We start from the raw sequence: 26,981 nt of genomic DNA, 5'->3' as shown, positions 1-26,981 counted from the left end.
GACCCGGTGGCGGACCCGGTGGTGGAGCCCGCGGCATGCGGCGCGTCCGGGCCGCTCCCCGGCGAGGCGGTCGACCGCCTCGTGCAGGTGGTGGACCTCCTGCGGCGCCACTGCCCGTGGACGGCCGCGCTGGACCACGCGGGCCTGCTCGAGTACCTGGTGGAGGAGGCGTACGAGCTCTACGAGGTCGTCGACGACGTCGCCCGGTCCGGGGAACCCGACGCCCACCTCCTCGGGGAGCTGCGCGGTGAACTCGGCGATGTCCTGTTCCAGGTGGTCCTCCACGCGCAACTCCAGGCCGAGCAGGGCTCCTTCGGGCTGGCCGACGTGGCGGAGGGGCTGACGGCGAAGCTCGTCCGCCGGAACCCGCACGTGTTCCGGCCGGACGGCTCGCTGCAGGGAGCCTTCCCCGCCTCGGTGGACGAGATCGTGGCGACCTGGCAGGCGGTCAAGCAGCAGGAGCGGCCCGACTGCAGCTCGCCCTTCGACGGCATCCCCCGCCACCTTCCCGCCCTCGCCTTCGCCGCCAAGACGGTCAGGCGCGCAGGGGAGGCCGGTGACGGCCGGACGGGATCCGGAGAGACCGAGATCGGCGGCGAGCTGCTGGCGGTGGTACGCCGGGCGGTCGCAGCCGGTGTCGATCCCGAGCGGGCACTCCGCCGCGCGGTGCTGGACTACCAGCAGGGCGTCCCCGACGGCGCATGAGCATCCCGGGAAGCCGGGCCGCGGCGTCACATCCGGGTGATGCACACCACGGCCGTGACTGCGTGAACTAGGCTGGGAGCAACACCTCCGTTGCTCCGACAAAGACGTCCCAACAAGATGTGAACCCCTACACTCCAACGAAGAGGAGCAAATCCATGGCCATCATCGACGCCATCCACGCGAGGGAAATCCTCGATTCCCGCGGTAACCCCACGGTCGAGGTCGAGGTCCTGCTCGACGACGACACCTTCGGCCGCGCGGCCGTCCCCTCCGGCGCCTCCACCGGAGCGTTCGAGGCCAACGAGCGCCGCGACGGCGAGAAGGACCGCTACCTCGGGAAGGGCGTCCTCCAGGCCGTCGAGGCGGTCATCGAGCAGATCCAGCCGGCCCTCCTCGGCTTCGACGCCGCGGACCAGCGCGCCATCGACCAGGCGATGATCGACCTGGACGGCAGCGAGAACAAGTCCAACCTGGGCGCCAACGCGATGCTGGGCGTCTCCCTGGCGATCGCCCGCGCAGCAGCCGAGTCCTCGGCCCTCCCGCTCTACCGCTACCTCGGCGGACCGAACGCGCACGTCCTGCCCGTTCCCCTCATGAACATCCTCAACGGTGGCTCGCACGCCGACTCCGACGTCGACGTCCAGGAGTTCATGATCGTGCCGCTCGGCGCGCAGTCCTACTCCGAGGGCCTCCGCTGGGGCGTCGAGGTGTACCACGAGCTCAAGTCCGTGCTGAAGGAGAAGGGCCTGGCGACCGGCCTCGGCGACGAGGGCGGTTTCGCGCCGAACCTGCCGTCCAACCGTGATGCGCTGGACCTCATCACCTCCGCGGTCGAGCGCGCCGGCTACACCCCGGGCACGGACATCGCGTTCGCACTCGACGTCGCCGCCTCGGAGTTCTACAAGGACGGCGCCTACCAGTTCGAGGGCAAGTCCCTCAGCACCGAGGAGATGAGCGCCTACTACGTGGAGCTCGTGCGCGACTACCCGCTGGTCTCCATCGAGGATCCCCTCGACGAGGAGGACTGGGAGGGCTGGAAGCACCTCACGGACGCGATCGGTGACAAGGTGCAGCTGGTCGGCGACGACCTGTTCGTCACGAACCCGACGCGCCTCTCCCGGGGTATCCAGAACGGCACGGCGAACTCGCTCCTGGTGAAGGTCAACCAGATCGGCACCCTGACCGAGACGCTCGACGCCATCTCCATGGCGCAGCGTGCCGGCTACACGACGATCACCTCGCACCGCTCCGGCGAGACCGAGGACACCACGATCGCCGACATCTGCGTGGCCACGAACGCCGGCCAGATCAAGACCGGTGCGCCCGCCCGCAGCGAGCGCGTCGCGAAGTACAACCAGCTGCTGCGCATCGAGGAAGAGCTCGACGACGCTGCACGCTACGCCGGCCGGGCCGCCTTCCCGCGTTTCACGGCGTAGTTGATCCTCAGTTGAGGCGGAGGGCGGTTACCCTCGTTAGACGGGTCCGGCGAGGGACCCGACGCGACCATACGCGAAAGCATTGACGAGGAGCTCCATGACTGCCCGCCGCCCCAACGTGCCGCGAGCCGGCCGTCCCACGCCTGCGGCGGAGGAACGGCCGGCCCCCGGGACGGACAGGGGTCAGACACCCGCACACGGTTCCAGGGGTTCCGGATCGCCGGCACCCTCCGGCGTCGGCACCCGGGGCTCCGGCCACGTGCCGGGCCCGGCACGCCCTACGCAACCCCGGCCCGCCGGGTCGTCCCCCCGGAAGCCGACCGCCCCACGCGTGGCCGGCCCCTCGGCGACCAAGGACCCCCGCGCCACGGCAGCGACCGATGCACGTACACCGCGCAGCTCCGCCGGGACGACGTCGGCGGGCGCGCCCCGTCCGGGCGCCGGCCCGGGTGCCTCGAAAGCGGCATCCCCCTCGGAAGCCCGCGCAGCCGAACGGTCGCAGCTCGCGGGGAGCATCCGTCGTGGACGGCTCGGCTCCAAGCGCGTGGACTCCGCGATCCAGCCGGCCGAGGAAGCCACCCCGATCCCGGCGAAATCCTTCTCCGGCCGGTTGCTCGCCCTCGCCGTCGTCCTCGTCGCCGTGATCGTGCTGCTCGCGCCGTCCGTGAGCAGGTACCTCCAGCAGCAGTCCGAGCTCGACGCGCTGCGAGCCGACATCGCCCGGCAACAGCAGGAACAGGCCGACTACCAGTCCGAGCTCGCGCGCTGGAACGACCCTGCGTTCGTGAAGCAGCAGGCGCGGGAGCGCATCTTCCTCGTGATGCCAGGGGAGACCCGGTACCTGGTCAAGGGGGCCGACGGCCTCGAGGAGAGCACGGGGGAGGGCTCCGCCGCGGACCCTGCCGAGCTCCCCTGGGTCGATGCCCTCTGGAGCTCGGTGGCGCGCGCAGCAACAGATTGAGCGGCGGGCAACAGGTACCATCGGTGCCGCCGCCCGCCGTGAACCGTACGCCCACGGCGGCGTACCAGGAAGGAAGAGCGTGACCCAGCAGGACCAGCACGATGCCCAGGACCCCCAGGGGCGGGATCCGAGGATCCCGAGCGCACGCGATCTCGATGTCCTGAGCCGCCAGCTCGGCCGGCCCGTGCGGGACGTCGTCGAGATCGGTGCCCGGTGCGTGTGCGGCAACCCGCTCGTCGCCACGACGGCTCCGCGCCTGTCCAACGGCATCCCCTTCCCCACGACCTACTACCTCAGCCACCCGGTGATCACCTCCGCCGTCTCGCGCCTCGAGGCGGACGGCGTCATGACCGAGATGAGCAGCAGGCTGTCCACCGACACGGCCCTCGCCGACCGCTACCGCTCGGCGCACGAGGCGTATCTCGCGGCGCGGGACGCCGTTGGGGCCCGTGCCGGCACCGGGGCGGTACCCGAGATCGACGGCGTGTCCGCCGGAGGGATGCCGACGCGGGTCAAGTGCCTGCACGTGCTGGTGGGCCATTCGCTCGCAGCAGGCCCCGGCGTCAACCCGCTCGGCGACGAGGCCATCGAGCGCATCGCGCAGTGGTGGACGCCCGGCCGCTGCTACTGCGAGGGAGCGTGGGACACCACGGGCCAGGCGCCGGACGCCGACCTCAGCAGGCACACCCGGACGCAGGGACTGAGCCCCGAGGAGCTCGAGGCGAAGCGCGAGGCACGACGGCGCGGCGCGACCGGCCCCACCGCAACCAGCGAGGAGAAGTAATGCGCACAGCTGCCATCGACTGCGGAACCAATTCCATCCGGCTCCTCATCGCGGACGTCGAGGACGGCGTCCTGACCGACGTCGTCCGCCTCATGCGCGTGGTCCGCCTCGGCGAGGGCGTGGATGCGACCGGGCGGCTCTCCGAGGCGGCGCTCGCCCGGACCTTCGCCGCCACGGAGGAGTACGCACGCCTCATCGACCGGCACGGCAACCCGCCCGTGCGCTTCGTCGCGACCTCCGCATCACGGGACGCCGAGAACCGCCACGAGTTCGTCGACGGCATCCGTTCCCGGCTCGGGGTGGAACCCGAGGTCATCTCCGGGGACGAGGAGGCGAAGCTGTCCTTCGACGGCGCCGTGAGCGTCCTCGCCACGGGCGGCGACGAGACCGTCCTGGTGATCGATCTCGGCGGGGGGAGCACGGAGTTCGTGGCGGGCACCACCGCCGGACTGATCGCCGCACGGAGCACGGACATGGGCTGCGTGCGCTACATGGAGCGCTTCCTCAGGGACAACCCCCCGCACCAGGACCAGATCGAGGCCATGGAGGCCGAGGTAGGGCGCATGATGGACGACGCAGCGGCCGATGTACCGCTGGAGCGCGTCACCAAGATCGTCGGGGTCGCGGGAAGCGTCACCACGGTGACTGCGCACGCGCTCGAACTGCCGGAGTACCAGGCCGAACGCATCCACGGATCGGAACTGCCCATCGCGGTGATCTCGGCGGCCGCGTCGGACCTCCTGCACATGCCGCGTGCGGCGCGGGCCGCCTTGCCCTACATGCATCCGGGACGCGTGGACGTGATCGGGGCGGGTGCGCTGATCTGGAAGTCGATCGTGGAGCGGGTCGCTGCCGTGACCGACGGACGTGTCACCAGTGCGATCACCAGCGAGCACGACATCCTCGACGGCATCGCGCTGAGCGTCGCGGAGCGGAACGGCTGAGCCGATGAGCAGCACAGGGCGCCTTGCTCTGCGGCCGGCGGCGGCTGTCGCCGTCGTCCTGGCCGTCCTGCTGCCTGCGGCCCTGCCCGCCGCAGCGGACGAGGTCCGAGCCAAGGAGTACTGGCTGGAGGACTACGGGATCACCGAGGCCTGGAAGAGCACGCAGGGCGAGGGTGTCACGGTGGCCGTGATCGACAGCGGGATCGATGGCAGCCACCCGGACCTCGCCGGGGCCGTGATCGGTGGGACCGATGCCTCGGGAGCGGGGGACCCCCGGGGACAGCGCGGCATCGGCGAGGTCCCGGGTCACGGGACCCTCGTCGGCTCCCTCCTCGCCGGGCGCGGACACACCGACCAGCCGGAGGCCGCGCAACCGGCCACCCGTCCCTCCGGCGCAAGCACTGCCGCCGCGACACCGCCGCCCGAGCCGTACAGCCAGTACGGGCGGGGTCCGGACGGTATCGTCGGCGTCGCGCCCGGAGCCCACCTGCTCGCCGTCTCCCTCTGGATCGAGGGCGCGAACAGCGGTCCGAACCCTGCCGGGGTGCCGGTGGACGAGCAGGTGCCCCATGCCGTCCGCTGGGCCGTGGACAACGGCGCGGACGTCATCAACATGTCGCTCGGCAGCACCAGTACCGCCTGGCCCGAGAGCTGGGACGAGGCCTTCCTGTACGCGGAGCAGAACGACGTCGTCATCGTCGCGGCCGCCGGCAACCGCGCCGGCGGCCTGGCGCAGGTCGGCGCGCCCGCGACCATCCCCGGCGTCCTCGCCGTGGCCGGACTCGACCGGGCGGGGGTCGCCAGCGCGGAGGCGTCCAGCGAGGGCATCAGCATCGCCGTCGCCGCACCGTCCGAGAACCTCGTCGGCGGACTGCCGGGCGGCTTCTACGCCGACTGGTCCGGGACGTCCGGCGCGGCGCCCCTGGTGTCCGGAGTCGCCGCCCTGATCAGGGCCAGGTACCCCGACCTCTCGGCCGCACAGGTGGTCAACCGGATCGTGGACACCGCCAGGGATGCCGGCCCGCCGGGCTTCGACACCCTCTACGGTTACGGCGTGCTCGATGTCGCCGCCGCCGTGGGGGCCGACATCAGCGTGCCGGAAGAGAACCGGCTCGGCAGCATGGCCGAGTGGATCCAGCTCTACCGGCGGGAGGGCCAGCCACCCGAGGCGGCTCCGGCCCGGCCCAGCCTCCCGCCCGCGGAGGTCATCCCTGCGCCCCCGGCCCCCGTGGCCGAGGATCCCCTCGCCCCGGTGCACAACGTGGCCGCGTTCGTGGTGCTCGGTTTCGGGGGCCTGATGATCGCCGTCCTGCTGGGCGGGGCCGTCCATACGGTCCGGGTGCGGAAGCGTCGGCCGGCGCCGATGGACGACGACACCGGGCGCATCGACCGCGTGCCGGGGGCCAGGAACGAGCAGGGTCGGGGAGAGGTTCCGGGCCCGCCTCCGAGCTAGTGAAGATTTTCACAAAGTCCGGTAGCATCGGGGAATGGCATCCAACCCACACCTCTCCGACCGCCCGCGCATCCTCGTCGTCGGTGGCGGCTACGTCGGCCTGTACGTCGCGCACAGGCTGCAGAAGCAGGTCAAGGACCACGGCGGAATCGTCACGCTCGTCGATCCCCTGCCCTACATGACCTACCAGCCCTTCCTCCCGGAGGTGGCCGCGGGCAGTATCGAGCCGCGCCACGCGATCGTGTCGCACCGCAAGCACCTGAAGAAGACGGAGCTCATCTCCGGCAAGGTCACCTCGATCAACCACGCCGGCCGTACCGCGACGATCGCCCCCACGGGCGGTGGCGAATCCTTCGATCTCGGCTACACCGACGTCGTCGTCGCCGCAGGATCCATCACGCGCACCTTCCCGATCGACGGCCTGAAGGACCAGGGCATCGGCCTGAAGACCATCGAGGAAGCGGTGGCCCTGCGCGACCGTATGCTCGAGCGCATCGAGACCGGTTCCCTGCTCCCCGAAGGCCCGGAGCGCGACCGCGCGCTCACCTTCGTCGTCGTCGGCGGCGGTTTCGCCGGCATCGAGGCCATCACGGAGATGGAGGACGCAGCCCGCGACGCCGTGAAGGCCAATGCGCGCCTCAGCCGGACCGACCTCCGCTTCGTCCTCGTCGAGGCGATGGGTCGCATCATGCCCGAGGTCACGGCCGAGCAGGCAGAGTGGGTCGTGGAACACCTCCGCTCGCGCCAGATCGAGGTCCTCCTCAACACGTCGCTGTCCAGCGCCCTCGACGGCACGCTCAAGCTCATCAACATGCCGGACAAGACGCCCGCCGATGAGTTCGAGACCGACACCCTCCTCTGGACCGCCGGCGTCCAGGCCAATCCCGTGGTCCGTTCCACGGACTTCCCGGTCGATGAGCGCGGTCGCGTGCGCGCCACCGCAGACCTCCGTATCACGGGCGACGACGGTCCTGTCGAGCACGCCTGGACCGCCGGCGACGTCGCGGCCGTTCCCGACCTGACCGGCGGGGGAGTCGGCGGCTTCTGCGTCCCCAATGCCCAGCACGCGGTCCGCCAGGCCAAGCTCCTCGCCGCCAACATCCTCGCTGCCAACTACGGCGTCGGCGAGGTCAAGGAGTACCGCCACACCAACCTCGGCGCCGTGGCAGGCTTCGGCCAGTTCAAGGGTGTCGCGAACATCATGGGCTTCGGCATGAAGGGCTTCCCGGCCTGGCTCGCGCACCGCGGCTACCACGGCTTCGCCATGCCGATGTACGAGCGCAAGGCGCGCGTCATCATCAACTGGAGCATGAGCTTCCTGTTCGGGCGCGATCTCGCACCTCTCTCCGACCTGCAGACCCCGCAGCGCCAGTTCCGCGAAGCAGCCACGCCGCCGCCGAAGAAGGACACCGCGCTGCAGAGCCAGCCGCCCACGCCGGCCGGCCAGGCCGCGGCGGCCAAGGCCTCTGCCTGACACCTGGCAGTACCCGCACGAAGAACGACGGCGACCGCCTTCCGGGGGGTCGCCGTCGTTCTTTGCGGTTTCCCGTGCGCCGTGGTCCGGACTCCTGTCCGCGGTAGGCTGGTCCGGCGGGACGGCCCCAGTAGCCCAATGGCAGAGGCAGCAGACTTAAAATCTGTTCAGTCAGGGTTCGAGTCCCTGCTGGGGCACCCACTCCATCCTCGACGTCCGCGCGACGTCCTCCTGCTGATCCTGCACATATAGGCAGGGCACTGAGCAGCGCCCGCTGTCAAGAGTGTGAAGCAGGGCCTGTGATGAGCGTTACAAGGATGTAACCCGATTCCCTTATCTCAGACACATTTTTGGATTAGCTTTTCCTACAAGCCAGGAACACCTGGCAAAAGCATCAAAGGCAGCAAGAGCCTTTCGGTCGAGGAGACTAATTCATGACTGCAACACGAAACCCGATGCGTTTTGGCATCGGGGAGAGTGCCCCGCGAGCGGCGAAGGTCGCGGCACTGGGCCTGGGCATCGCGCTCTTCGCCTCCGGCTGTGGCGGGTCCTCGAGTACCGAGGGCGGGAGCACCGAGACCGAGGCGGGAACCGAGACCAGCGCAGCTGCCGCGTCGGCTCTGGCATGCCCCGAGAGTGAAGGCGGCGGCGGCGAGGAGCAGGGCGAGAAGGGTGATCCAGCAGCCGTACCGGCGAGCAAGACCACGAGCCCCGAACCGCTGAAGCTCGGCTCCATCCTGCCGACCACCGGAACCCTCGCGTTCCTCGGCCCGCCCGAGATCGCGGGCGTCAACCTCGCCGTCAAGGAGGTCAACGAGGCCGGCGGCGTCCTGGGCCAGGACATCTCGATCACGCACCGCGACTCCGGCGACACCACGACCGACATCGCGACGCAGTCCGTGACGGACCTCCTGTCGCAGAACGTGAGCGCCATCATCGGCGCGGCGTCCTCGGGTGTCTCGAAGACCGTCATCAACCAGATCACCGGCGCCGGCGTCGTGCAGTTCTCGCCCGCCAACACGTCGCCCGAGTTCACCGACTGGGACGACAAGGGCCTGTACTTCCGCACCGCTCCCTCGGACGTGCTCCAGGGCCGCACGCTCGGCAACTACATCATGACGTGCGGTGCTCAGACGGTCGGCATGATCACCCTGAACGACTCCTACGGCACCGGCCTGCAGAGCAACATCCAGGAGACCGTGGAAGCGGCAGGCGGCCAGGTCGTGGCCAACGAGATGTTCAACACGGGCGACTCGCAGTTCTCCAGCCAGGTGGACGCCATCGCTGCGGCGAAGCCCGATGCGATCGTGCTCATCAGCTTCGACGAGGCCAAGAGCATCGTCCCGCTGCTCGTCGCGAAGGGCATCGACGCGAGCTCCCTGTTCATGGTCGACGGCAACACCTCCGACTACAGTGCGGACCTCGATCCCGGAACCCTCGAGGGAGCCCAGGGCACCATCCCCGGCCCCTTCACCGGAACCGGTTTCCAGGAAGCCCTCGCAACCGTCGATCCGAACCTGAACAGCTACGCGTACGCCGGTGAGAGCTACGACGCCGTGAACCTGATCTCCCTCGCCGCCGAGGCAGCCGGGAGCGTCGAGGGCCCTGCGATCGCCGAGCAGCTCGCGGCCGTGTCGAAGGACGGCACCAAGTGCTTCGACTTCGCAGGCTGTGTCACGCTCCTGCGCAACGGTGAGGACATCGACTACGACGGCATCTCCGGTCCCGTGTCCTTCGATGAGAAGGGTGATCCCACCGAGGCAGCCATCGGCATCTACAAGTACGACGCCGACAACAAGCCCCAGCCGAGCCGCTCCGAGGTCGGACAGCTCTAGGTAATCCGCCAGGGGGCTCGTCCCCTGGGTGGTACGAAGCACGAGGCCCCGGCCGCCCTCCCCAGGAGGTGCGGCCGGGGCCTTTGCCATGTCCGGCGGAGCCGTCCGTCGACGGGCTCCATCGGGCTCCGCAGGGACCTCAGGAGTCGCCCGGTCCGCGCCTGGACACAGCGTAGGAGGGCTCGCGCACCGTCCGGGCCCACTCGTAGCTCCGCGCCCCTGCGAGCGGGTGGAGGACGGCGTCAAAGCGCAGGTCCTTCTCCTCGGCCTCGGGGTTCAGCTGCAGGGTGAGGGTGCCGAAGTGCTGCCAGGAGCCCATCGGCGTGGCGTAGTACAGGCCGAGCTGCCACGGAGAGGATCCGAGGGAGCGGCTGAAGCCCCTGAGGGATGAGGGCAGCCCGCCCGGGCTGATCGTCCTCGCGCCGAGCAGGACGGGCCCGTTCTCGCCGCGGTAGGGCATCATCGTGTTCAGGGGCGCGCGTGAGACCCGGAGCCGGGGCACCAGCACGAAGCGGCCGGGAAAGGACCATCCGGTCGAGGAGAGCAGCACGTCGGAGAATGTCGACGGCGCGGGACCGGCCTCTTCATGGTGGATCCGCAGGGCGAGCCCGACGATGTCCGGCAGTCCGTCCGGCGTACCCACGGACCGCGAGATGCGCCCGGTGGCGGGGGACCCGCTCGGGCGATCGATCCACGCGATGCCGCTGCGCCCGCCGTGGTCATGGACCACCACGGTGCCGTCGAGCCTCAGTCCGCGGGAGTGGATGGGGCGGTGCCGCCGCACGTGCTTGATGCCGCGGAACACCACCTCGAACCCCTTGCCGATCGCGTTGCTGGCCAGTCCTGCCATCTGCCGGCGTCCTCTCCTGGATGTGCTTCCGGTCCTCCCTCCCAACGTAGCGGTCGTTAAAAGGAAGTGGGCGGAACCGTTACCGGTTCCGCCCACCCCTTGCGCCGCGCGCACACATCCCCTGTACCGCGCCCGATCAGCTGCCCGTGCGCGTGGCCGTGCGGCGCAGGGCAGTTGCAGGCCCGCACAGCGAGGACCTCAGGCGGTGTCCGCGAGGGTTCCCAGGTAGAGCTGGATGACCTTCGGATCCTTCATCAGTTCCCGGCCGGTGCCCGTGTAGGCGTCCTTGCCCTGGTCCAGGACGTACGCGCGGTCGCAGATCTGGAGGCAGCGGCGGGCGTTCTGTTCCACCATGATCACCGAGACGCCGGCCCGGTTGATCTCGTGGACGCGGAGGAACGTCTCGTCCTGCTTCACGGGGGAGAGGCCGGCGGAGGGCTCGTCCAGCAGCAGCACCGCCGGATCCATCATGAGCGCGCGGCCCATGGCGACCATCTGCCGCTCACCGCCCGACAGCGAACCGGCCCGCTGCGCCTTCCGCTTCCCCAGTTCCGGGAAGAGGCTGGTGACGAAGTCGAAGCGCTCCTTGAAGTCCTTGGGCCGCTGGTACATGCCCATCTGGAGGTTCTCCTCGATGGTGAGCGTGCCGAAGACGTTGTTGTTCTGCGGCACGAAGCCCACGCCGCGGCTCACGAGCCGGTTCGCCTTCAGTCCCGTGAGGTCCTGGCCGCGGACGACGACGGTGCCCGAGTGGACCTTCACCAGCCCGAACATCGCCTTCAGGAGCGTCGACTTGCCCGCCCCGTTGGGCCCGATGATGCCGATGAGCTCACCCCGGCGGGCCTCGATGCTGCAGCCGTTCAGGATGTTCACGCCCGGGATGTAGCCCGCGACGAGATCGGTGACCTTGACGACCGAGTCTCCCTCGAATTCATCCATTACTTCGTCTCCTCGTCCTTGTGCGTGGAGCCGGCGGCATGTGCCCCGCCGACCTCGGTGACGCCGTGTCCGAGGATGCCCTCGTCCTCCGTGCCGACCACCGACTCCTCGTCGTGGGCGAGCTCCTCCTCGAGGCGCTCGATGCCCGTGGAGTCACCGAGGTCGACGTCGTGGTGTGCTCCCAGGTAGGCGTCGATGACGGCCTGGTCCTTCATGACGATGTCCGGTGGACCCTCCGCCACGACTCTGCCCTCGGCCATGACGACCACCCAGTCCGCGATATGGCGGACCATGTGCATGTCGTGTTCGACGAACAGCACGGTCATGCCCTCGGCCTTGAGGTTCTTGATGTGGTCCAGGAGCGACTGCGTCAGTGCCGGGTTGACGCCCGCCATCGGCTCGTCGAGCATCACGAGTCGTGGCCGCACCATGAGCGCGCGCGCCATCTCGAGGAGCTTGCGCTGCCCTCCGGAGAGCGACGCCGCGTAGTCGTCGCGCTTCGTGTCGAGCTTGAACTTGGCCAGGAGCACCTCGGCCTGCTCGGTGATCTCCCGCTCGCGGCCTCCCCAGATGCCCTTGAACAGGGCGCGGGCAAGGCTTTCACCCGGCTGGTCGGTGGCGCCCAGGCGCATGTTCTCCATGACGGTGAGCTTGCCCATGACCTTGGTCAGCTGGAACGTGCGGACCATGCCCATGCGCGCGACCTTGTGCGAGGCGACCTTGGCGAGGGGCTTGCCGTCGAACTCCCAGTCGCCGCTGTTGGGCGTGTCGAACCCCGTCAGCAGGTTGAACAGCGTCGTCTTGCCGGCACCGTTCGGCCCGATCAGCGCGGTGATCTTGTGCCGGGGGATCTCGAGGTGATCGACGTCGACGGCGTTGATGCCGCCGAAGCTGCGCGTCACGTTCCGCGCGATGACGATCGGGTCCCGCTTGCGGCACCCGGGGCCCGTCGCATCGGTGGTGATCGGCTCCGGGTCCGTCATGTAGTCGCGGTCGGAGGAGACCGCCCCGGAGCGCGCGGCGCCTCCGGCGACGCCGCCGGCGGGGGTAGCCGCTGCGTGGGCTCCGCCCGTGCCCTGCGCATCGCCGGAGGCGCCCGTGGTGCCCGGCCTGACGTCCGGGTTGCTGTCCTTGTGGCTGCCGGTCATGCGAACGCCAACTCCTTCTTGTTACCCAGGACGCCCTGCGGCCTGAAGACCATGAGCAGCATCAGTGCAACACCCACCAGGATGTAGCGCAGCTGACCCGCTTGAGAGTTGGACAGGAACGTGATGGCGCCGACCTCGATCGCGCCGTACAGGAGTCCCTGCGTCAACGAGAGCACCACCCAGAAGATCATGGCCCCGATGACCGGGCCGAGGACGGTGGCCATGCCGCCGAGGAGGAGGCAGGTGTAGAGGAAGAACGTCAGCTCGGTCGCATAGTTCGCAGGCTGCACGGCACCACGGGGCAGCGTGAAGATGATGCCCGCCAGCGAGCCGAGGACACCGCCGATCACGAGGGCCTGCATCTTGTAGGCATACACGTTCTTGCCGAGCGAGCGCACTGCATTCTCGTCCTCGCGGATACCCTTGAGGACCCGCCCCCACGGGCTGCGCATGAGGAGCCAGACGACGATGCAGGCGATGATGACGACGGCCCAGCCCACGATCCGGATCCAGAAGTCGCGCTCGTTCATGCCGAGCGGACCGACGTTGTAGGTGCCGGGCGGGAACGGGTTCAGCGCGTAGAAACCGCCCTCGAACGCCGCGAGTCCGTTGGCCGAACCCGTGACGTCGGTGAGGCCGTTGGTCGTCACGATGTAGCGGATGATCTCCGCCGCCGCGATGGTCACGATCGCGAGGTAGTCCGCCCGGAGGCGGAGCGTGGGGATGCCGAGCACGATCGCGAAGACCACCGACGCCAGCAGCGCCACGAGGACGGCCACGGGCAGCGGGGCGTTGAAGCTGAGGGTCGAGATGGCATACCCGTACGCGCCGACCGCCATGAAGCCGGCCTGCCCGAAGTTCAGGAGGCCTGAGTAGCCGAAGTGTACGGCGAGGCCCAGCGCGGCGAGTGCGTAGGCCGCCGTCGTCGGGCTGATGAGCTCGCCGAAGGCATTGATGAGGATGTTTCCGAAGTCCATGACGAGCCCCTAACCTATGCGCTCTCGGCGGCCGAGGATACCCTGCGGCCGGAACAGGAGCACGAGAATCATGATCAGCAGCGCGCCCACGTATTTGAGGTCTGCCTCGAGCCAGATCGTGGAGATCTCCACGAACAGCCCGACGATGATCGAACCGACGAGTGCGCCGAAGACGGTGCCGAGCCCGCCGAGGGTGACGCCGGCGAAGATGAGCAGCAGGATCTGCTGGCCCATGTTGTAGGACACGCCCGGGCGGTAGTAGGCCCAGAGGATGCCGCCGAGGGCTGCGAGCATTCCGCCGATGACCCAGACGATCCGGATGACGCGGTCCACGTCGATGCCCGACGCGGCCGCGAGGGCGGGGTTGTCGGCCACCGCGCGCGTGGCCTTGCCGATGCGGGTGCGGAGGAGCAGGAAGGCGACCACCAGGATGACCACGAGGCTCACGATCAGCGACGTCAGGTCGTTGCGGGAGATCGCGACGGAACCCATCTCGATGATCTGGCTCTGCGAACCGGGCAGCTGCCGGGTGGCACCTCCGAAGAAGAACTGGATGATGTAGCGCAGCGCGAGGGCGAAGCCGATGCTGACGATCATCATCGGCACGAGGCCCGTGCCGCGGCTCCGCAGGGGCTTCCACAGCCCGGCGTCCTGCACGTACCCGAGGAGTCCGCCGCCGAGGACGGCGAGGACGATCGCGACGGCGATGGGGAGCCCTGCGGTCGCGAAGGCGAAGGCGAGCACGGCGCCGAGCGTGACCATCTCACCGTGGGCGAAGTTGGTCAGGCCGGTGGTCCCGAAGATGAGGGACAGGCCGACGGCGCTCAGGGCGAGGAGGAGTCCGAAGCTGAATCCTGCCAGCGCACGTTCTGCGAGCGTGTCCAGGAAGGAGGCCTGCTGCGTGACGATGCCTTCGCCGAACAGGAAGAGCGTGGTGGCGCTGGAGGTGTTGGCGAAGGTGACCTGGCGGGGATTCTCCTGGCCCTCCGCGAGGGCGATGCCCTCGGGGAGGGTGTCCTCGTCGATGGCCACCTCGTAGGTTCCCTGTTCCGGGACGCCGATGCTCCAGGCGCCGTTGGGTCCGGAGGTGGTCTCTCCTTCGAATCCATTCCCCTCGGCGGTGACCGTGACGTCGGCAATGGGGCCGTCGGCGCCGCGGAGGACGCCGCCGATCTGGTTGTCGAATTCCTGGGCCTGGACGCTCGTGGCGGCGTGCGGCTGATGGGACGCCTGCGCCGCGGGGGCGCCGATCAGCACGATGGCCAGGAAGCCGAGCACCAGGAGCAGCGGCCTCCTGATCCGTGCAGGCGTCGATAGGGTGATCAAAATGGGAACCTCCACGGTGGGGGCAGGCCCGGCGCTGGCCGCCGGGATCAACAGTTGTGACGAGTGTCACGGACGTGGGGATCATGTTACTAGCGGCATGTTTCGTGATTTCGCAAAAGCATCCCGCCGAGGGATCAGTTTGGTAACAAAAGTTTTACCAAGGCTCCTTGGTGTTGTAATTCCCCGGCGGGGGGGTGGAGCGCGGTTGCGGTACGGGAACAAAACCCCGGCACAACCGTTGGAATTGGTAGGGTTGCGTGAACACCCAGCCCCCTATTGGAGGACTAACGAAAATGGCACTTGGCGGTAATCCGGTATTCAACGGGAAGAACTTCCGTTCGGCTACCCGAGGCAACCAAATGGCGGGACTCGGCACCGCGACGTATGCGGGCCAGACCATGGCGGACCAGCAGCAGCTGGAACACATGTACAACCAGCCGTCGGCAGGCCCCGCGCAGACGGGCCGCATGACGTTCGACGATGTCATCGTCAAGACGCTGCTGTGCCTGGGCGTCGTCCTGCTGGGCGCAGCCGTTCCCGCGTTCCTCGTCCCCGGCCTCGCCCTTCCCCTCATGGTGGTCGGCGCGCTCGGCGGTTTCGTGCTCGGACTCGTCAACGCGTTCAAGCGTGAGCCGTCGCCCGCTCTGATCCTGGCCTACGCCGGGCTCGAGGGACTGTTCGTCGGTGGCATCACCATGTTCCTCGAGAGCATGTTCCCGGGTATCGCGATGCAGGCCGTCCTCGGGACGCTCGTCGTGTTCGGCGTGACGCTCGCCCTGTTCAAGAGCGGCAAGGTCCGGGCGACGCCCAGGGCGATGAAGTTCTTCATGATCGCGATGATCAGCTACGCGGCCTTCTCGCTGCTGAACCTCGGACTCATGGTCTTCGGCCTGAACGACGACCCCTGGGGCCTTCGAGGCGCTGACTTCCTCGGCACGGGCATCCCCTTCGGTGTCGTCATCGGCGTCTTGGCCATCGGTCTCGCGGCCTTCTCCCTGATCATCGACTTCACCTCGATCAGCGAGGGCGTCCGCCAGGGTGCCCCGCAGAAGTACTCGTGGACGGCCGCGTTCGGCCTCACCGTCACGCTCGTGTGGCTCTACGTGGAGATCCTCCGACTCCTCGCGATCCTTCGGGGCGACGACTGATACGCAGCCAGCCGGCTGAGCAGTACCAGATAGCAGAAGGACCCGCAGCCTGTCGGTTGCGGGTCCTTCTCGTTGGCGGGGCCCGGGCCGGGCTGCGCGGGCTGCCGGTTGCTAGGCGATCCGCGCGGCGCCCGCACCGGGCAGGACGCTGAAGATCACCGGCGGGCGGAACCCCGCAGCGGAGAATGCTGCTTCCACGGCCGAGCGGATGGCAGGGACGTCGCCGACGCGTGCCAAGGCGATCGCCGAGCCACCGAAACCCCCGCCGGTCATGCGGGCTCCGAGAGCGCCCGCCTCGAGCGCCGTGTCCACCGCGGTGTCGAGTTCCGCGCAGGAGATCTCGAAGTCGTCGCGCATCGAGGCGTGACTGGCCACGAGCAGCGATCCGAGCTCGGCAGGGCCCTTGCGCGTCAGGACCTCCACGGCATCCTCGACGCGCGCGTTCTCCGTGACGATGTGGCGGACGCGGCGGAACGTCTCCTCGTCGAGCACGCCGGCCGCCTCGGCGAGGTCCTTGACGGACAGGTCCCTCAGTGCCGCCACGCCCATCAGCTCCGCGCCGAGCTCGCAGGACCGCCGGCGCGCTGCATAGCCGCCCGTCGCGTGCGAGTGGCTGACGCGGGTGTCGATCACCATCAGCTCGAGCCCGGCGCCCTCCAGGTCGAGGGGTACGAGCCGGGAGGCGCCGGACCGGCAGTCGAGGAAGACGGCGTGCCCGGCCTCGCCGAGGAGGGACGCGGACTGGTCCATGATGCCGGTCGGCGCGCCGACCATGCGGTTCTCGGCCAACTGACCGATCACGGCGAGTTCCCGGCGCGAGATGTCCGCCTGCGCGAGATCGTTGGCTGCAACGGCCACTGAGCATTCGAGCGCCGCGGAGGAGGAGAGGCCCGCGCCGACCGGCACGGAGGAATCGACCAGGAGATCCATGCCGGGGCAGCGGTACCCGGACTGTTCCAGGGCCCAGAGGACGCCGAGGGGATATGCCGCCCAGCCTTTCACGCTGCCCTCCGAGAGCTCGTCGAGGTCGGCCACCACCGCGTCCTCGTCCTGAGCGAAGGTGGAGGCAACCCGCACAAGCCTGTCGGACCGGACCGCGGCCGCGACCGTCGTCGAGTGCCGGATGGCGAACGGCAGCACGAAACCGTCGTTGTAGTCGGTGTGCTCGCCGATGACGTTGACACGTCCGGGGGCGGACCACAGGCCGTCCGGCTCCGTGCCGAACCGGTCCGTGAAGGCGGTCGCGAGATCGTGCGCTGTGTAGTTCATGCCTGGTCCTTCCGGGCGGTGGCGGGAGTGGCGCCGCGGAGTGCTTCCGCGACCTTCTCCGGATTCGTGTCGTTGATGAAGGCCCCCATGGCGGCTTCCGAGCCGGCCAGGAACTTCAGCTTGTCTGCGGCGCGTCGCGGCGAGGTCAGCTGGAGGTGCAGGTAGCTCGCAGGCCGGAGGACGTCGTCGACCGGAGCCTGCTGCCATGCTGCGATGTACGGGGTGGGGGTGGGGTAGAGGGCATCGAGCCTGCCCAGGAGGTCAAGGTAGACCGTGGTCAGCTCATCGCGCTCCTCGCCTGTCAGGCCCGCGAGGTCGGCGACCTGGCGGTGGGGGACCAGGTGCACTTCGAGCGGCCAGCGTGCCGCGAAGGGCACGAAGGCGCTGAAGTGCTTCCCCTCGATGACCATGCGGTCCCCGGACTCGCGCTCGGAGGCCAGCGCGTGCCCCAGGAGGGTCTGCGTTCCGCCGGACGCTTCGAAGAACTCGGAGGCCCGGGCAGCGAGGGCGGCGGCACGCGGCGGGATGAACGGATACGCGTAGATCTGCCCGTGGGGGTGCAGGAGCGTGACGCCGATGTCGGCGCCGCGGTTCTCGAAGCAGAACACCTGCCTGATCCCGGGCATCGCGGACAGCGCCTCGGTGCGGTGCGCCCAGGCATCGATGACCGTCCTGGCACGCTCCGGGCTGAGCGACCCGAAGGAGCCCTCGTGCGCGGAATCGAAGGCGACCACCTCGCACCGTCCGTACGCCGGCGCCGTCGTACCCCACTCCGGGGTGGTGGGCAGGGCGCCGAGATCGGGGCCGAACGAGGAGAAGCGGTTCTCGAACACGACGACCTCGTAGTCGGCCGCGGGGATCTCCGAGAGGTTCGCCGGGGTCGTCGGGCACAGGGGGCACTGGTCCGCGGGCGGGAGGTGTGTGCGGGACTGGCGGTGCGCCGCGACGGCGATCCACTCGCCCGACAGCGCGTCGTAGCGTGCGGTACCGGCGGCTCCGCGCGGCGGGAGCCCGCGTGTGTCATGGGTGGTCGCCGCGTCGCGGTGCCGCGCGGCGCTCTCCTCGTGCGCATCGAAGTAGATCAGCTCGCGCCCGTCGGACAGGCGGGTCGGGGTGATGGAGGTCATGGGCGCTCTTCCAGGTGGGGGTCGGGAACGGGGTCGCAGAGGATCCGGGTGAGGGCGGCGTACTCGTCCTCGGGCTGCCGGTCGGTGACGAGGGCGGCAGTGGTGTCGAGGTCGGCCACGCGTGCGAGGCTCACGACGCCGATCTTGGTGGCGTCGGCCAGGATCACGAGCGTGCCGCAGGTGCGCGCGAACGCCCGGTTCGTGTCGGCTTCGGCGAGGTTGGGAGTGGTGATGCCGGCCGCGGCGTCCACGCCGTGGGCGCCCATGAAGCACAGGTCCGCGCGGAGGGAGGTGATCGTGCCGGTCGCGAGCGGTCCGACGAGGGCCTTCGACGGCGTGAGCTGTCCCCCGGACAGGAGGACCTGGGGTGCGCCGTCGCCGGGGGCGGTGGCGTGCAGCCGGTGGAGCTCCTCGGCCAGCGGGAGCGAGTTGGTGATGATCGTCAGCCCCTGCACGCGGGAGAGGAGCGGGGCGAGCGCGTAGGTGGTGGTGCCACCCGTGATGGACACCGTCATGCCGGGCGCCAGCAGGGAGACGGCGGCAGCCGCGATCTTCCGCTTCGCTTCGCCACCCCTCGAGCGGTTGGCGTCGAAACCGGCCTCGACCGAGCTGAGGCTGCCCGGGCGCACGGCTCCGCCATGCACGCGGACCAGAGCCCCACGGGCCTCGAGGGTGTCGATGTCACGCCGGACGGTCATCTCCGATACCCCCAGGGCCAGCGCGAGTCCGCTCACCCTCACGGCGGGCTGCCGGGCGAGCCGGTCGAGGATTGCAGCGTGACGCTCTGCCGCCAGCATGATCCTCCTACCAGGGATGACGTGCGGAACCGAACTACTCCGCACCGAAACGAACAAAACCTATCATAGGCGGTCCCGCCACGTCGCACAGGGAGACGGCCGGGGAGGGTGCAGCTGTAGCATCGCTGCATGACTTCGGCGATCCCACGACTGGCGAGCGGCACCAACTACACCCTGCGCGCCGGTGCCTCGACCGTCGTCGTCGCGAGCCTGGCCGCGGCGCTGCGGTCCTACGAGTGCGACGGCGTCGCGTTGACGGAGACCTGGGGCGACGGCGACATCCCCGCCGGGGGTGGCGGCATCCTCCTGGCGCCCTGGCCGAACCGCGTGGCCGACGGCCGCTGGTCGCTGCACGGCAAGGAGCAGCGCCTCGATATCACGGAGCCGTCGAAGGGCAACGCCATCCACGGGCTGCTGAGGAACACCGGCTACCGGGCGGTCGACGTCGGGGAATCCCACGCCGTCCTCGAGGCCGAGGTCTTCCCGCAGCACGGTTACCCCTTCCACCTGCTCCACCGGGCCACCTACGAACTCACCGGGGAACAGCTCACGGTCACCCAGCAGCTCTCGAACCTCTCCGGGGACGCGGCGCCCTTCGCGCTCGGCGCCCACCCGTACCTCAAGATCTCCGACGTCCCGACGGAGGAGCTCACACTGACACTGCAGGCGGACGAGATGTTCGAGGCGGACGACCGGTCCATCCCCACGGGCAGGGCCCCCGTGGCCGGGCAGCACGATCTGCGCGAGGGCCGGCGGATCGGGGACATCCAGTTCGACACGGCCTTCACCGGTCTGCGCCTCCAGGACGGACGCCACGAGCACGTCCTCTCGGCGCCCGACGGACGGCGCGTCACCCTCTGGGCCGACGCCTCGTTCAGCTACGCCCACGTCTACGTGAGCACCATCTACCCCGGCGTGGCCAAGGCCGTGGCCATCGAGCCGATGACCGCCCCGGCCGACGCCTTCAACTCGGGCGAGGGACTCCGGTGGCTCGAGGCGGGCGCGTCGTTCTCCGCGAGATGGGGCATCCTGCCAGGTCTCGGATAGCGGGCGCCCGGGCCTTCTATGGAAAGATTGGCCCATGCAGCGTCTCCCCGGAGCGAATCCCCAGCGCGCCATCCAGCGCGCGGTGAGCCGAGGTGCCGCCGCCCTGCCCGATCCGCTGCCCGCACAGCCCGCACAGGCACGGCTCCCCCCACGCACGGACGACCGCACGGATGTGCCGTTCGCCCTGCGCGTCGCGGCCTCCTGGTCCTGGCGGCTGGGACTTGTCATCGTCGTCGGGGGAGCGCTGGTCTACCTGCTCGGCCAGGTCTCCCTCCTGGTCATCCCGCTCATGATCGCGGGGCTGGTCGCAGCGCTCCTCCTGCCGCTCAAGAACGCTCTCCGCCGGCGCCGCGTGCCGAACGGCCTCGCCGTCGCCGTGACGCTCGTCGGGTTCTTCGGCCTCATCACGGCAGCACTGCTCCTCGTCGGCCGCCAGCTGGCACTCGGGCTGGGCAGCCTCTGGGGAGAGGCACGCGCCGGCATCCAGCAGATGCTCGACTGGCTGGCGCAGGGCCCGCTGCAGCTCACCGCGACGCAGATCGACCGGTACCTCCAGGACATCGGCGACGCGGTACAGAACAACAGCGCCTCGATCCTCAGCGGAGCGCTTTCCTTCGGCACGACGGCGGGCCACGTCGGCGCGGGCACCCTCCTCACGGTGTTCGCCCTGATCTTCTTCCTGCTCGACGGCGGCCGGATCTGGCGCTTCGCCGTCGGGTTGGCGCCGGTGCGCGCCCGTGCCGCCGTGGACGGCGCGGGCCGGCGGGGCTGGATGTCGATGGCGAGCTACGTCCGCGTCCAGATGCTCGTCGCGGCCGTCGATGCCATCGGTATCGGTGTCGGTGCGGCCATCATCGGCGTTCCGCTCGCACTGCCGCTCGGCGTCCTCGTGTTCCTCGGATCCTTCATCCCCATCGTCGGCGCGCTGGCCACGGGATCGGTCGCGGTCCTGCTCGCACTCGTCGCCAACGGCTGGGTCAACGCCCTCGTGATGCTCGCGATCGTCCTCCTCGTCCAGCAGCTGGAGGGGCATGTCCTCCAGCCGCTCATCATGGGACCTGCCGTCGCGCTCCACCCGCTCGCCGTCGTCCTCGCCGTGGCCGGTGGCACGCTCCTCGCCGGGATCCCCGGCGCACTCTTCTCCGTCCCGCTCCTCGCGGTCCTCAACACCTCCGTGCGCTACATCGCCCAGCGGGCCTGGGAGTACGATCCGGTGGTGCAGCAGGCAGGCCGGCCCCACGGGGGAGGCCCCGGCATTAGCGGGCCGGCGACGGCGGAGCGCAACTCTCCGACGCCACCGGCCAGCACCCCGGAACCTTCCCCCGCCACGCCGGCGCCAGCCCTCCAGGAAGAGACATCCCCGTGACCGAGCAGACCGTAGCACCCCACCTGAACACCCCCACAGCGCCCACCGGCGCATCCACCACCGTGCTCGATGTCGCAGCGGACGCCGTCCTGCCGGTGACGCTCGCCGACGTCGAAGCCGCGTACCGCACGCTCGAGGGAGTCATCGCACGGACGCCCATCGAGCAGTCCCGGGCCCTGGGACGCCTCACGGGTTCCGCCGTGTCCTTCAAGTGCGAGAACCTGCAGCGCGCCGGTTCCTTCAAGGTCCGTGGTGCGTACAACCGCATGGCGAAGCTGAGCGAGGCCGAGCGCGCTCGCGGCGTCGTCGCGGCATCGGCCGGCAACCATGCCCAGGGTGTTGCCGTGGCCGCTGCCCGGCTCGGTATCGCCGCCCGCATCTACATGCCCCTCGGCGTCGCGCTGCCCAAGCTCGCCGCGACGCGCGGTCACGGTGCGGAGGTGGTGCTGCACGGGCACAACGTGGACGAGGCGCTCGCGGAAGCCAAGAAGTACGCCGACGAGACCGGCGCCGTCTTCGTCCACCCTTTCGACAACGTCGATGTCGTGGCAGGACAGGGGACCCTCGGGCTCGAGATCCTCGAGCAGGTGCCGGACGTCGACACCATCCTCATGGGGGTGGGCGGTGGCGGGCTCCTCGCCGGGGTCGCCGTCGCCGTGAAGGCGCGGGCGAAGGAGCTCGGCCGTGAGATCCGCATCATCGGCGTGCAGGCCGAGAACGCCGCGGCCTACCCGCCCTCGCTGGCGGCCGACGCGCTCGTGCCCCTGACGAAGGTCTCGACCATCGCGGACGGCATCGCCGTGGGCCGGCCCGGCCAGCTGCCCTTCTCGATCATCCGGGAACTCGTGGACGACGTCGTGACCGTCAGCGAGGACTCGCTCGCCCGTGCGCTCATCTTCCTCCTGGAGCGTTCCAAGATGGTGGTCGAACCGGCCGGCGCCGTGGGGGTCGCGGCGCTGCTCGACGGGAAGCTCACCGAGGACGGCGCGAACCCGGGCAACACCGTGGTGGTGCTCTCGGGCGGCAACATCGACCCGATGCTCATGCTGAAGGTGATCCAGCGCGGACTCGCCGCCGCGGGGCGCTTCCTCGTGGTGCGCATGCTGCTCGACGACCGGCCGGGCTCGCTCGCCACCATCTCGCGGATCATCGCCGAATCCGATGCCAACGTGACCGGTGTCGACCACACGCGCGTCGGCGGGTCCATCAGCATGGGCGACGTGGCGATCACCATCAACATGGAGACCAAGGGCGACGAGCACTGCGAGCAGGTCCTCAGCAACCTGCGCGCCGAGGGCTTCCAGCCGGTGGTCCTGCGGGGCTGAGGAATGGGACCACTCGCGCGCCGGGCGCAGGCAGGGCTCGTCACCGTCGTCGGCCTCGTGGCCGTGATGTGGGCCGTGTTCGTGCTGGACGCGGTGCTCGGCAACCTGCTCGTGAGGACCCTCGCCATCGCCCCGCGGCGGGTCGACGGCCTCGACGGCGTGCTCTTCTCGCCGTTCCTCCACGGGGGCGTCCAGCACCTGGTGGGCAACAGCCTGCCCCTGCTGGTCCTGGGCTTCCTCGCCTTCCTCGAGGGCGCGCGGCGCTTCGCCGTCGCCGTCGGTACCAGCTGGCTGGCCTCCGGCATCGGTGCATGGTTGTTCGGCGGCGGACTGACCATCGGTGCCTCGGGCGTGGTGTTCGGCCTCTTCACCTACCTCATCACCCGCGGCTTCTACAACCGCGACTGGAAGCAGATCCTGCTCGCCGTCGTCCTGTTCGCCGCGTACGGCTCCCTCCTGTGGGGGATCCTGCCGCGGTTCGGATCGAACATCTCCTGGCAGGCACACCTCTTCGGGGCGCTCGGTGGAATCCTCGCCGCGTTCCTGCTCAAACGGAAGCGGTCCGCCCCCGGAGGGACGGACCGCTTCTCCGCGTGACCGGCGCAGGCCGGCGGCGCGTCGTCAGCCGGCGTAGGGAGTGGCCGAGATGATCTCGACGGTGATCTGCTTGCCGTTGGGAGCGGTGTAGGTGACGGTGTCGCCGGCCTTCTTGCCCTGGATGGCGGCACCGAGCGGGGATTTCTCGCTGTAGACGTCGACATCGGTGTCACCGGCCACCTCGCGGCTGCCCAGCAGGAAGTTCTCGACGTCGCCCGCGATCTTCGCGGACACCATCATGCCCGGCTCGACGACGCCGTTGTCCGCCGGAGCCTCGCCGACATGCGCGTTGTTGAGCAGGTGGGTGAGCTGGCGGATCCGCGCCTCTGCCTTGCCCTGCTCCTCCTTGGCCGCGTGGTAGCCGCCGTTCTCCTTGAGGTCGCCCTCGGAGCGGGCCTGCTCGATCCTGGCGACGATCTCGGTCCGGCCGGGACCGGACAGGTGCTCCAGTTCGCTCTTGAGCCGGTTGTAGGACTCCTGCGTGAGCCAGGCGACGGAGGCGCTGTTAGTGGACACGGGATAACTCCTTAGGTACGGCCCCCATCTGGTCCGGTGGAGGCACTTGGTCACTCGCCGGTGGTGATGGCAGAGCCATCACCACCGGCAAGCAAACACCCCGCCTCGTGGGACCGGTAGGCCGGTACGCCGGTGAAGCGGGGCGATACGTATCCCTCCATTCTAGAGGGGGGAGGGCCGGATCCCAAGAGGGGCCCGGGGGGTGCGCTCAGTCCTCCAGGATCCAGCAGGCGTTGACGCCACCGGAGACGGCGGGAGAATCGGTGCGGACATCGGTGCGGTGCGCCGTCGTGCTGCCGTCGTTGGCGCCGTCCTCCGCGCTGTTCGGCCCGATGGTCACGACCTTCCAGCCGACCACCGCGTAGTTCTCGCTGAGCACCTGCACGGCACACTGCGCGGTGGCGGAGCGGTCCTTCGTCACCTCGAAGTCCACGCTCGCCCGCCCGTCGGAGGCGAGGGAGAACCCGACGTCCTTGGAGGACACGGCGGGGCCGCCCGTGCCCAGCGCGACGGCGGCGACGGCGGCGACGGCGGCCAGGAGCACCGCGATGACCAGCATCCGCACGCGGGCCATCGGTTTCCCCGGCTTTGGGGTGCCGTAGCGATTGGCTACTCTTGGTGTTGGCGTATAGGCGGAGCTCACGCTCCCATTTTACCGTCCGCCCCGGGCGGCCCATGTTCGGCCGCTCCCCCCGAAGAGCCAGGAGCACGTGTTGCCAAGCCAGGATCATCCCCGCGTGTCGCGTGAGGGCTTCCGCCTCCTCGCGGTCCATGCCCACCCGGACGACGAATCGAGCAAGGGCGCCGCCACGATGGCGTCCTATGTCGCGGCGGGAGCCGAGGTCATGGTCGCGACGTGCACCGGAGGTGAACGCGGGGACATCCTGAATGCGGCGATGGACGACGACCCCCACGGCAAGCGGGACCTCCCCGGGCTGCGCCGGATCGAGATGGACCGTGCCGTCGCCGAGCTCGGCGTGCAGCAGCGGTGGCTCGGCTTCACGGACTCCGGCCTGCCCGAGGGCGATCCGCTCCCGGATCTGCCCTTCGGCTGCTTCGCGCTCCAGCCCCTCGAGCACGCGGCTGCGCCCCTCGTGAAGCTCGTGCGCGAGTTCCGTCCGCACGTCATCATCAGCTACGACGAGAACGGCGGCTACCCGCACCCCGACCACATCATGGCGCATCGCGTCGCCGTGGAGGCGTTCGAGGCTGCAGGAGATCCGGAACGCTACCCGGGAACGGGCGAGGCCTGGAGCGTGTCCAAGCTCTACTACGACCGGGCCTTCAACCCCGAGCGTTTCCGCGCGCTGCACTTCGCCCTCGAGGAGGCGGGCCTCCAGTCTCCGTACGCCGAGCGACTCGCACAGTGGCTCGAGGCGGACGCGGAGGGCCACCAGCCTCCCGTTCCCGTCCACCCGACCACCACGCAGATCGATTGCGGCGACTTCTTCGGGAACCGCGAGCGGGCCCTGCTCGCGCACCGGACCCAGGTGGACCCCGAGGGGTTCTTCTTCGCGGTCTCCGTGGAGATGCAGCAGAGGGTCTGGCCGTGGGAGGACTACTCGCTCATCACGTCGCGGGTCGGCACGCAGCTCCCGGAGGACGACTTCTTCGCCGGCGTGACACCCGACGCCTAGGTCCGCGCGGGATTTCTATCCTGCGTAGAATTACAGGCGGCGGGCAACCCTGATCCGCTGTGAGCTTCGAAAGTGGTGCATGCGTGTTCCTTGACCTCAGCCTGGCTGCAGCGACGACGCCGTCGGGGGATCCGACGCTGAAACCGGGCCTCGATCCCTCGTCGGTCACCCCCGGGACGCTGGGCTTCCTCGCGACGCTGTTCGTCGTCGTACTGGTGATCTTCCTGATCCGGGACATGGTCAAGCGCATCCGGCGCGTCCGCTACACCGCCGAGGTGGAGCAGGCCCGCGGCCGGCGGGAGGGGGCTGCGACGGGCTCGGACCCGGCCGTGACGGACCCGCAGCGCCCCGCCCCGGGCCCGGACGATGCGGGCCGTGGCATGCCCGGCGGGAAGCACGGACCGGACAACCGCTGACGGCGCGGCGGCCGCGGCAGCCACGGCGGGCGGATCAGCCCCCGACCGGGTCCAGGACGGCCAGCGTGATCGCGACGAAGTGCGCCGCGAACGCAGCCACCGTGAAGGCGTGGAAGAGCTCGTGGAAGCCGAACACGCGCAGCGAGAAGTTGGGCCGCTTGATGCCGTAGAACACCGCTCCGGCGATGTAGAGGACGCCGCCCACGCAGATCAGTACCGCGGCGGCTACGTTGGCGGCGAAGAAATCGGGCATGTAGAACACGGAGCCGAGCCCCAGCGCCACGTAGACCGGAACGTAGAGCCAGCGCGGCGCGTCGACCCACAGGTTCCGGAACAGGACGCCCGCGAGGGCGCCGCCCCAGATGATCCAGAGCAGGGTGTGTGCCTGGCCGCGCTCGAGCAGCGCCCAGGCGAGCGGTGTGTAGGACCCGGCGATCACGAGCATGATGTTGGTGTGGTCGAGCCGTTTGAGGACGACCTTCACGCCCGGGCTCCAGTTCCCCCGGTGATACACCGCACTCACGCCGAACAGCAGGACACCCGTCAGCGCATAGATGGCGGATGCGACCCGGAGACCCGTCGTCGGCGCGAGGACCACGAGGACCACGCCCGCCACGACCGCCAGGGGAGTGGCGACGGCGTGGATCCAGCCGCGCCAGAGGGGCTTGGTGGCCAATGAGTCGGCGAGCGGGCCTGCCAGCGATGTGACAGTGTCCCGGAGTGCCGTGTCGCGGTGACCGGCGGGATCCGAGGGGCCTGGAACGGGGTCCGGATGGCGCGGGGTCATGCGGGAATTCTAGCTCAAGGCCCTCGTAGCCACCGGCCGGTACCACGTGGGCGGGACCAGCGGCCCGGGTCGATGCAGGCCGTTGTGATGCAACTGCCGGTACGGTAGGAAAGGTAT

The 26,981-nt window shown here is 69.6% G+C and carries 26 protein-coding genes and 1 tRNA gene; 16 read left to right on the top strand and 11 right to left on the bottom strand.

Features of this window, described 5'->3' with window-relative positions:
• Positions 1–6 precede the first annotated feature (6 nt).
• From AC1MFI_RS00925 to AC1MFI_RS00885, 9 genes are all read left to right on the top strand, one after another.
• Positions 7–705, top strand: a complete 699-nt coding sequence (locus tag AC1MFI_RS00925; RefSeq protein WP_479818882.1) for a MazG nucleotide pyrophosphohydrolase domain-containing protein — start codon at positions 7–9, stop codon at positions 703–705.
• Positions 706–860: 155 nt separating this feature from the next.
• Positions 861–2,141, top strand: a complete 1,281-nt coding sequence (gene eno / locus AC1MFI_RS00920; protein WP_479818880.1) for a phosphopyruvate hydratase — start codon at positions 861–863, stop codon at positions 2,139–2,141.
• A 331-nt stretch (positions 2,142–2,472) separates the two neighbouring features.
• Positions 2,473–3,102, top strand: coding sequence for an FtsB family cell division protein (locus AC1MFI_RS00915; RefSeq protein WP_479818878.1), 630 nt, complete (start codon positions 2,473–2,475; stop codon positions 3,100–3,102).
• A 79-nt stretch (positions 3,103–3,181) separates the two neighbouring features.
• Positions 3,182–3,886, top strand: a complete 705-nt coding sequence (locus tag AC1MFI_RS00910; protein WP_479818876.1) for a DUF501 domain-containing protein — start codon at positions 3,182–3,184, stop codon at positions 3,884–3,886.
• Positions 3,886–4,830 carry a Ppx/GppA phosphatase family protein gene (locus tag AC1MFI_RS00905; RefSeq protein ID WP_479818875.1) on the top strand — a complete coding sequence of 315 codons (945 nt, stop codon included), beginning with the start codon at positions 3,886–3,888 and terminating at the stop codon, positions 4,828–4,830. The genes AC1MFI_RS00910 and AC1MFI_RS00905 overlap by 1 nt, the downstream gene beginning before the upstream one ends.
• A 4-nt stretch (positions 4,831–4,834) precedes the next feature.
• Positions 4,835–6,283, top strand: coding sequence for a S8 family serine peptidase (locus tag AC1MFI_RS00900; protein ID WP_479818873.1), 1,449 nt, complete (start codon positions 4,835–4,837; stop codon positions 6,281–6,283).
• 34 nt (positions 6,284–6,317) lie between these two features.
• Positions 6,318–7,757 carry an NAD(P)/FAD-dependent oxidoreductase gene (locus AC1MFI_RS00895; RefSeq protein ID WP_479818871.1) on the top strand — a complete coding sequence of 480 codons (1,440 nt, stop codon included), beginning with the start codon at positions 6,318–6,320 and terminating at the stop codon, positions 7,755–7,757.
• A 124-nt stretch (positions 7,758–7,881) separates the two neighbouring features.
• Positions 7,882–7,954, top strand: a tRNA-Leu gene (locus AC1MFI_RS00890).
• 237 nt (positions 7,955–8,191) lie between these two features.
• On the top strand, positions 8,192–9,592 hold the full coding sequence (locus AC1MFI_RS00885; RefSeq protein WP_479818869.1) for an ABC transporter substrate-binding protein: 1,401 nt from the start codon (positions 8,192–8,194) through the stop codon (positions 9,590–9,592).
• Between the two features lie 139 nt (positions 9,593–9,731).
• On the opposite strand, the gene AC1MFI_RS00880 is transcribed toward AC1MFI_RS00885, so the two are convergent.
• The 5 genes from AC1MFI_RS00880 to AC1MFI_RS00860 all read right to left on the bottom strand — a co-directional run bounded on the left by AC1MFI_RS00880 (position 9,732) and on the right by AC1MFI_RS00860 (position 14,832).
• A complete protein-coding gene (locus tag AC1MFI_RS00880; RefSeq protein ID WP_479818867.1) occupies positions 9,732–10,442 on the bottom strand; it encodes a hypothetical protein in 711 nt (236 codons plus the stop codon).
• A gap of 198 nt (positions 10,443–10,640) precedes the next feature.
• Positions 10,641–11,381, bottom strand: a complete 741-nt coding sequence (locus AC1MFI_RS00875) for an ABC transporter ATP-binding protein (protein WP_479818865.1) — start codon at positions 11,379–11,381, stop codon at positions 10,641–10,643.
• On the bottom strand, positions 11,381–12,364 hold the full coding sequence (locus AC1MFI_RS00870) for an ABC transporter ATP-binding protein (protein ID WP_479820963.1): 984 nt from the start codon (positions 12,362–12,364) through the stop codon (positions 11,381–11,383). The genes AC1MFI_RS00875 and AC1MFI_RS00870 overlap by 1 nt, the downstream gene beginning before the upstream one ends.
• Before the next feature lie 161 nt (positions 12,365–12,525).
• Positions 12,526–13,506, bottom strand: coding sequence for a branched-chain amino acid ABC transporter permease (locus tag AC1MFI_RS00865; protein WP_479818863.1), 981 nt, complete (start codon positions 13,504–13,506; stop codon positions 12,526–12,528).
• 9 nt (positions 13,507–13,515) lie between these two features.
• Positions 13,516–14,832 (bottom strand): branched-chain amino acid ABC transporter permease, encoded by a 1,317-nt coding sequence (locus AC1MFI_RS00860; protein WP_479818861.1) that lies wholly within the window; start codon positions 14,830–14,832, stop codon positions 13,516–13,518.
• Positions 14,833–15,125: 293 nt separating this feature from the next.
• Here AC1MFI_RS00860 and AC1MFI_RS00855 point away from each other — a divergent pair, with 293 nt between their 5' ends.
• The gene (locus AC1MFI_RS00855; RefSeq protein ID WP_479818859.1) at positions 15,126–15,980 is read left to right on the top strand and encodes a Bax inhibitor-1/YccA family protein; all 855 of its coding nucleotides are present in this window, start codon (positions 15,126–15,128) and stop codon (positions 15,978–15,980) included.
• A gap of 111 nt (positions 15,981–16,091) precedes the next feature.
• On the opposite strand, the gene galK is transcribed toward AC1MFI_RS00855, so the two are convergent.
• Genes galK through AC1MFI_RS00840 form a run of 3 tightly spaced genes read right to left on the bottom strand, consistent with a single transcriptional unit; the run spans position 16,092 to position 19,173 of the window.
• A complete protein-coding gene (gene galK / locus AC1MFI_RS00850; RefSeq protein ID WP_479818857.1) occupies positions 16,092–17,249 on the bottom strand; it encodes a galactokinase in 1,158 nt (385 codons plus the stop codon).
• Positions 17,246–18,376, bottom strand: coding sequence for a galactose-1-phosphate uridylyltransferase (gene galT / locus AC1MFI_RS00845; RefSeq protein WP_479818855.1), 1,131 nt, complete (start codon positions 18,374–18,376; stop codon positions 17,246–17,248). The genes galK and galT overlap by 4 nt, the downstream gene beginning before the upstream one ends.
• Positions 18,373–19,173, bottom strand: a complete 801-nt coding sequence (locus tag AC1MFI_RS00840) for a DeoR/GlpR family DNA-binding transcription regulator (RefSeq protein WP_479818853.1) — start codon at positions 19,171–19,173, stop codon at positions 18,373–18,375. The genes galT and AC1MFI_RS00840 overlap by 4 nt, the downstream gene beginning before the upstream one ends.
• A gap of 129 nt (positions 19,174–19,302) precedes the next feature.
• Between AC1MFI_RS00840 and AC1MFI_RS00835 the strand changes: the two genes are divergently transcribed.
• The 4 genes from AC1MFI_RS00835 to AC1MFI_RS00820 all read left to right on the top strand — a co-directional run bounded on the left by AC1MFI_RS00835 (position 19,303) and on the right by AC1MFI_RS00820 (position 23,508).
• Entirely contained in the window at positions 19,303–20,220 is a 918-nt protein-coding gene (locus AC1MFI_RS00835; RefSeq protein ID WP_479818851.1) for an aldose 1-epimerase family protein, read from the top strand.
• Between the two features lie 34 nt (positions 20,221–20,254).
• The gene (locus AC1MFI_RS00830) at positions 20,255–21,586 is read left to right on the top strand and encodes an AI-2E family transporter (protein ID WP_479818849.1); all 1,332 of its coding nucleotides are present in this window, start codon (positions 20,255–20,257) and stop codon (positions 21,584–21,586) included.
• Positions 21,587–21,648: 62 nt separating this feature from the next.
• On the top strand, positions 21,649–22,911 hold the full coding sequence (ilvA, locus tag AC1MFI_RS00825) for a threonine ammonia-lyase (RefSeq protein ID WP_479820961.1): 1,263 nt from the start codon (positions 21,649–21,651) through the stop codon (positions 22,909–22,911).
• A 3-nt stretch (positions 22,912–22,914) separates the two neighbouring features.
• On the top strand, positions 22,915–23,508 hold the full coding sequence (locus AC1MFI_RS00820) for a rhomboid family intramembrane serine protease (protein ID WP_479818848.1): 594 nt from the start codon (positions 22,915–22,917) through the stop codon (positions 23,506–23,508).
• Positions 23,509–23,532: 24 nt separating this feature from the next.
• On the opposite strand, the gene greA is transcribed toward AC1MFI_RS00820, so the two are convergent.
• Complete coding sequence (gene greA / locus AC1MFI_RS00815) at positions 23,533–24,024, bottom strand: transcription elongation factor GreA (protein WP_479818846.1); 492 nt, start codon at positions 24,022–24,024, stop codon at positions 23,533–23,535.
• Between the two features lie 208 nt (positions 24,025–24,232).
• Positions 24,233–24,598 carry a DUF4307 domain-containing protein gene (locus tag AC1MFI_RS00810; RefSeq protein WP_479818844.1) on the bottom strand — a complete coding sequence of 122 codons (366 nt, stop codon included), beginning with the start codon at positions 24,596–24,598 and terminating at the stop codon, positions 24,233–24,235.
• A gap of 139 nt (positions 24,599–24,737) precedes the next feature.
• Between AC1MFI_RS00810 and mca the strand changes: the two genes are divergently transcribed.
• Both mca and AC1MFI_RS00800 read left to right on the top strand, forming a co-directional pair.
• Entirely contained in the window at positions 24,738–25,661 is a 924-nt protein-coding gene (gene mca / locus AC1MFI_RS00805) for a mycothiol conjugate amidase Mca (RefSeq protein WP_479818842.1), read from the top strand.
• An 83-nt stretch (positions 25,662–25,744) separates the two neighbouring features.
• Positions 25,745–26,077 (top strand): hypothetical protein, encoded by a 333-nt coding sequence (locus AC1MFI_RS00800; protein WP_479818840.1) that lies wholly within the window; start codon positions 25,745–25,747, stop codon positions 26,075–26,077.
• A 34-nt stretch (positions 26,078–26,111) separates the two neighbouring features.
• Here AC1MFI_RS00800 and trhA read toward each other — a convergent pair whose 3' ends face one another.
• Positions 26,112–26,864, bottom strand: a complete 753-nt coding sequence (trhA, locus tag AC1MFI_RS00795) for a PAQR family membrane homeostasis protein TrhA (RefSeq protein ID WP_479818838.1) — start codon at positions 26,862–26,864, stop codon at positions 26,112–26,114.
• Positions 26,865–26,981: the final 117 nt, after the last annotated feature.

It is taken from the genome of Arthrobacter sp. BC5 (assembly GCF_056680255.1).
The sequence above is the reverse complement of the archived record's forward strand: the minus strand, read 5'-3'. Positions and strand labels throughout refer to the sequence as shown.

Bases quoted from the DNA above. Each gene is read 5' to 3' on its own strand.
- AC1MFI_RS00810 (WP_479818844.1), bottom strand. From the start codon at position 24,598: ATGGCCCGCGTGCGGATGCTGGTCATCGCGGTGCTCCTGGCCGCCGTC.
- AC1MFI_RS00875 (WP_479818865.1), bottom strand. From the start codon at position 11,381: ATGGATGAATTCGAGGGAGACTCGGTCGTCAAGGTCACCGATCTCGTC.
- AC1MFI_RS00865 (WP_479818863.1), bottom strand. From the start codon at position 13,506: ATGGACTTCGGAAACATCCTCATCAATGCCTTCGGCGAGCTCATCAGC.
- AC1MFI_RS00880 (WP_479818867.1), bottom strand. From the start codon at position 10,442: ATGGCAGGACTGGCCAGCAACGCGATCGGCAAGGGGTTCGAGGTGGTG.
- AC1MFI_RS00830 (WP_479818849.1), top strand. From the start codon at position 20,255: ATGCAGCGTCTCCCCGGAGCGAATCCCCAGCGCGCCATCCAGCGCGCG.
- AC1MFI_RS00905 (WP_479818875.1), top strand. From the start codon at position 3,886: ATGCGCACAGCTGCCATCGACTGCGGAACCAATTCCATCCGGCTCCTC.
- AC1MFI_RS00855 (WP_479818859.1), top strand. From the start codon at position 15,126: ATGGCACTTGGCGGTAATCCGGTATTCAACGGGAAGAACTTCCGTTCG.
- eno (WP_479818880.1), top strand. From the start codon at position 861: ATGGCCATCATCGACGCCATCCACGCGAGGGAAATCCTCGATTCCCGC.
- AC1MFI_RS00885 (WP_479818869.1), top strand. From the start codon at position 8,192: ATGACTGCAACACGAAACCCGATGCGTTTTGGCATCGGGGAGAGTGCC.
- AC1MFI_RS00895 (WP_479818871.1), top strand. From the start codon at position 6,318: ATGGCATCCAACCCACACCTCTCCGACCGCCCGCGCATCCTCGTCGTC.
- AC1MFI_RS00820 (WP_479818848.1), top strand. From the start codon at position 22,915: ATGGGACCACTCGCGCGCCGGGCGCAGGCAGGGCTCGTCACCGTCGTC.
- AC1MFI_RS00835 (WP_479818851.1), top strand. From the start codon at position 19,303: ATGACTTCGGCGATCCCACGACTGGCGAGCGGCACCAACTACACCCTG.
- galT (WP_479818855.1), bottom strand. From the start codon at position 18,376: ATGACCTCCATCACCCCGACCCGCCTGTCCGACGGGCGCGAGCTGATC.
- AC1MFI_RS00900 (WP_479818873.1), top strand. From the start codon at position 4,835: ATGAGCAGCACAGGGCGCCTTGCTCTGCGGCCGGCGGCGGCTGTCGCC.
- trhA (WP_479818838.1), bottom strand. From the start codon at position 26,864: ATGACCCCGCGCCATCCGGACCCCGTTCCAGGCCCCTCGGATCCCGCC.
- AC1MFI_RS00840 (WP_479818853.1), bottom strand. From the start codon at position 19,173: ATGCTGGCGGCAGAGCGTCACGCTGCAATCCTCGACCGGCTCGCCCGG.
- AC1MFI_RS00870 (WP_479820963.1), bottom strand. From the start codon at position 12,364: ATGACGGACCCGGAGCCGATCACCACCGATGCGACGGGCCCCGGGTGC.
- galK (WP_479818857.1), bottom strand. From the start codon at position 17,249: ATGAACTACACAGCGCACGATCTCGCGACCGCCTTCACGGACCGGTTC.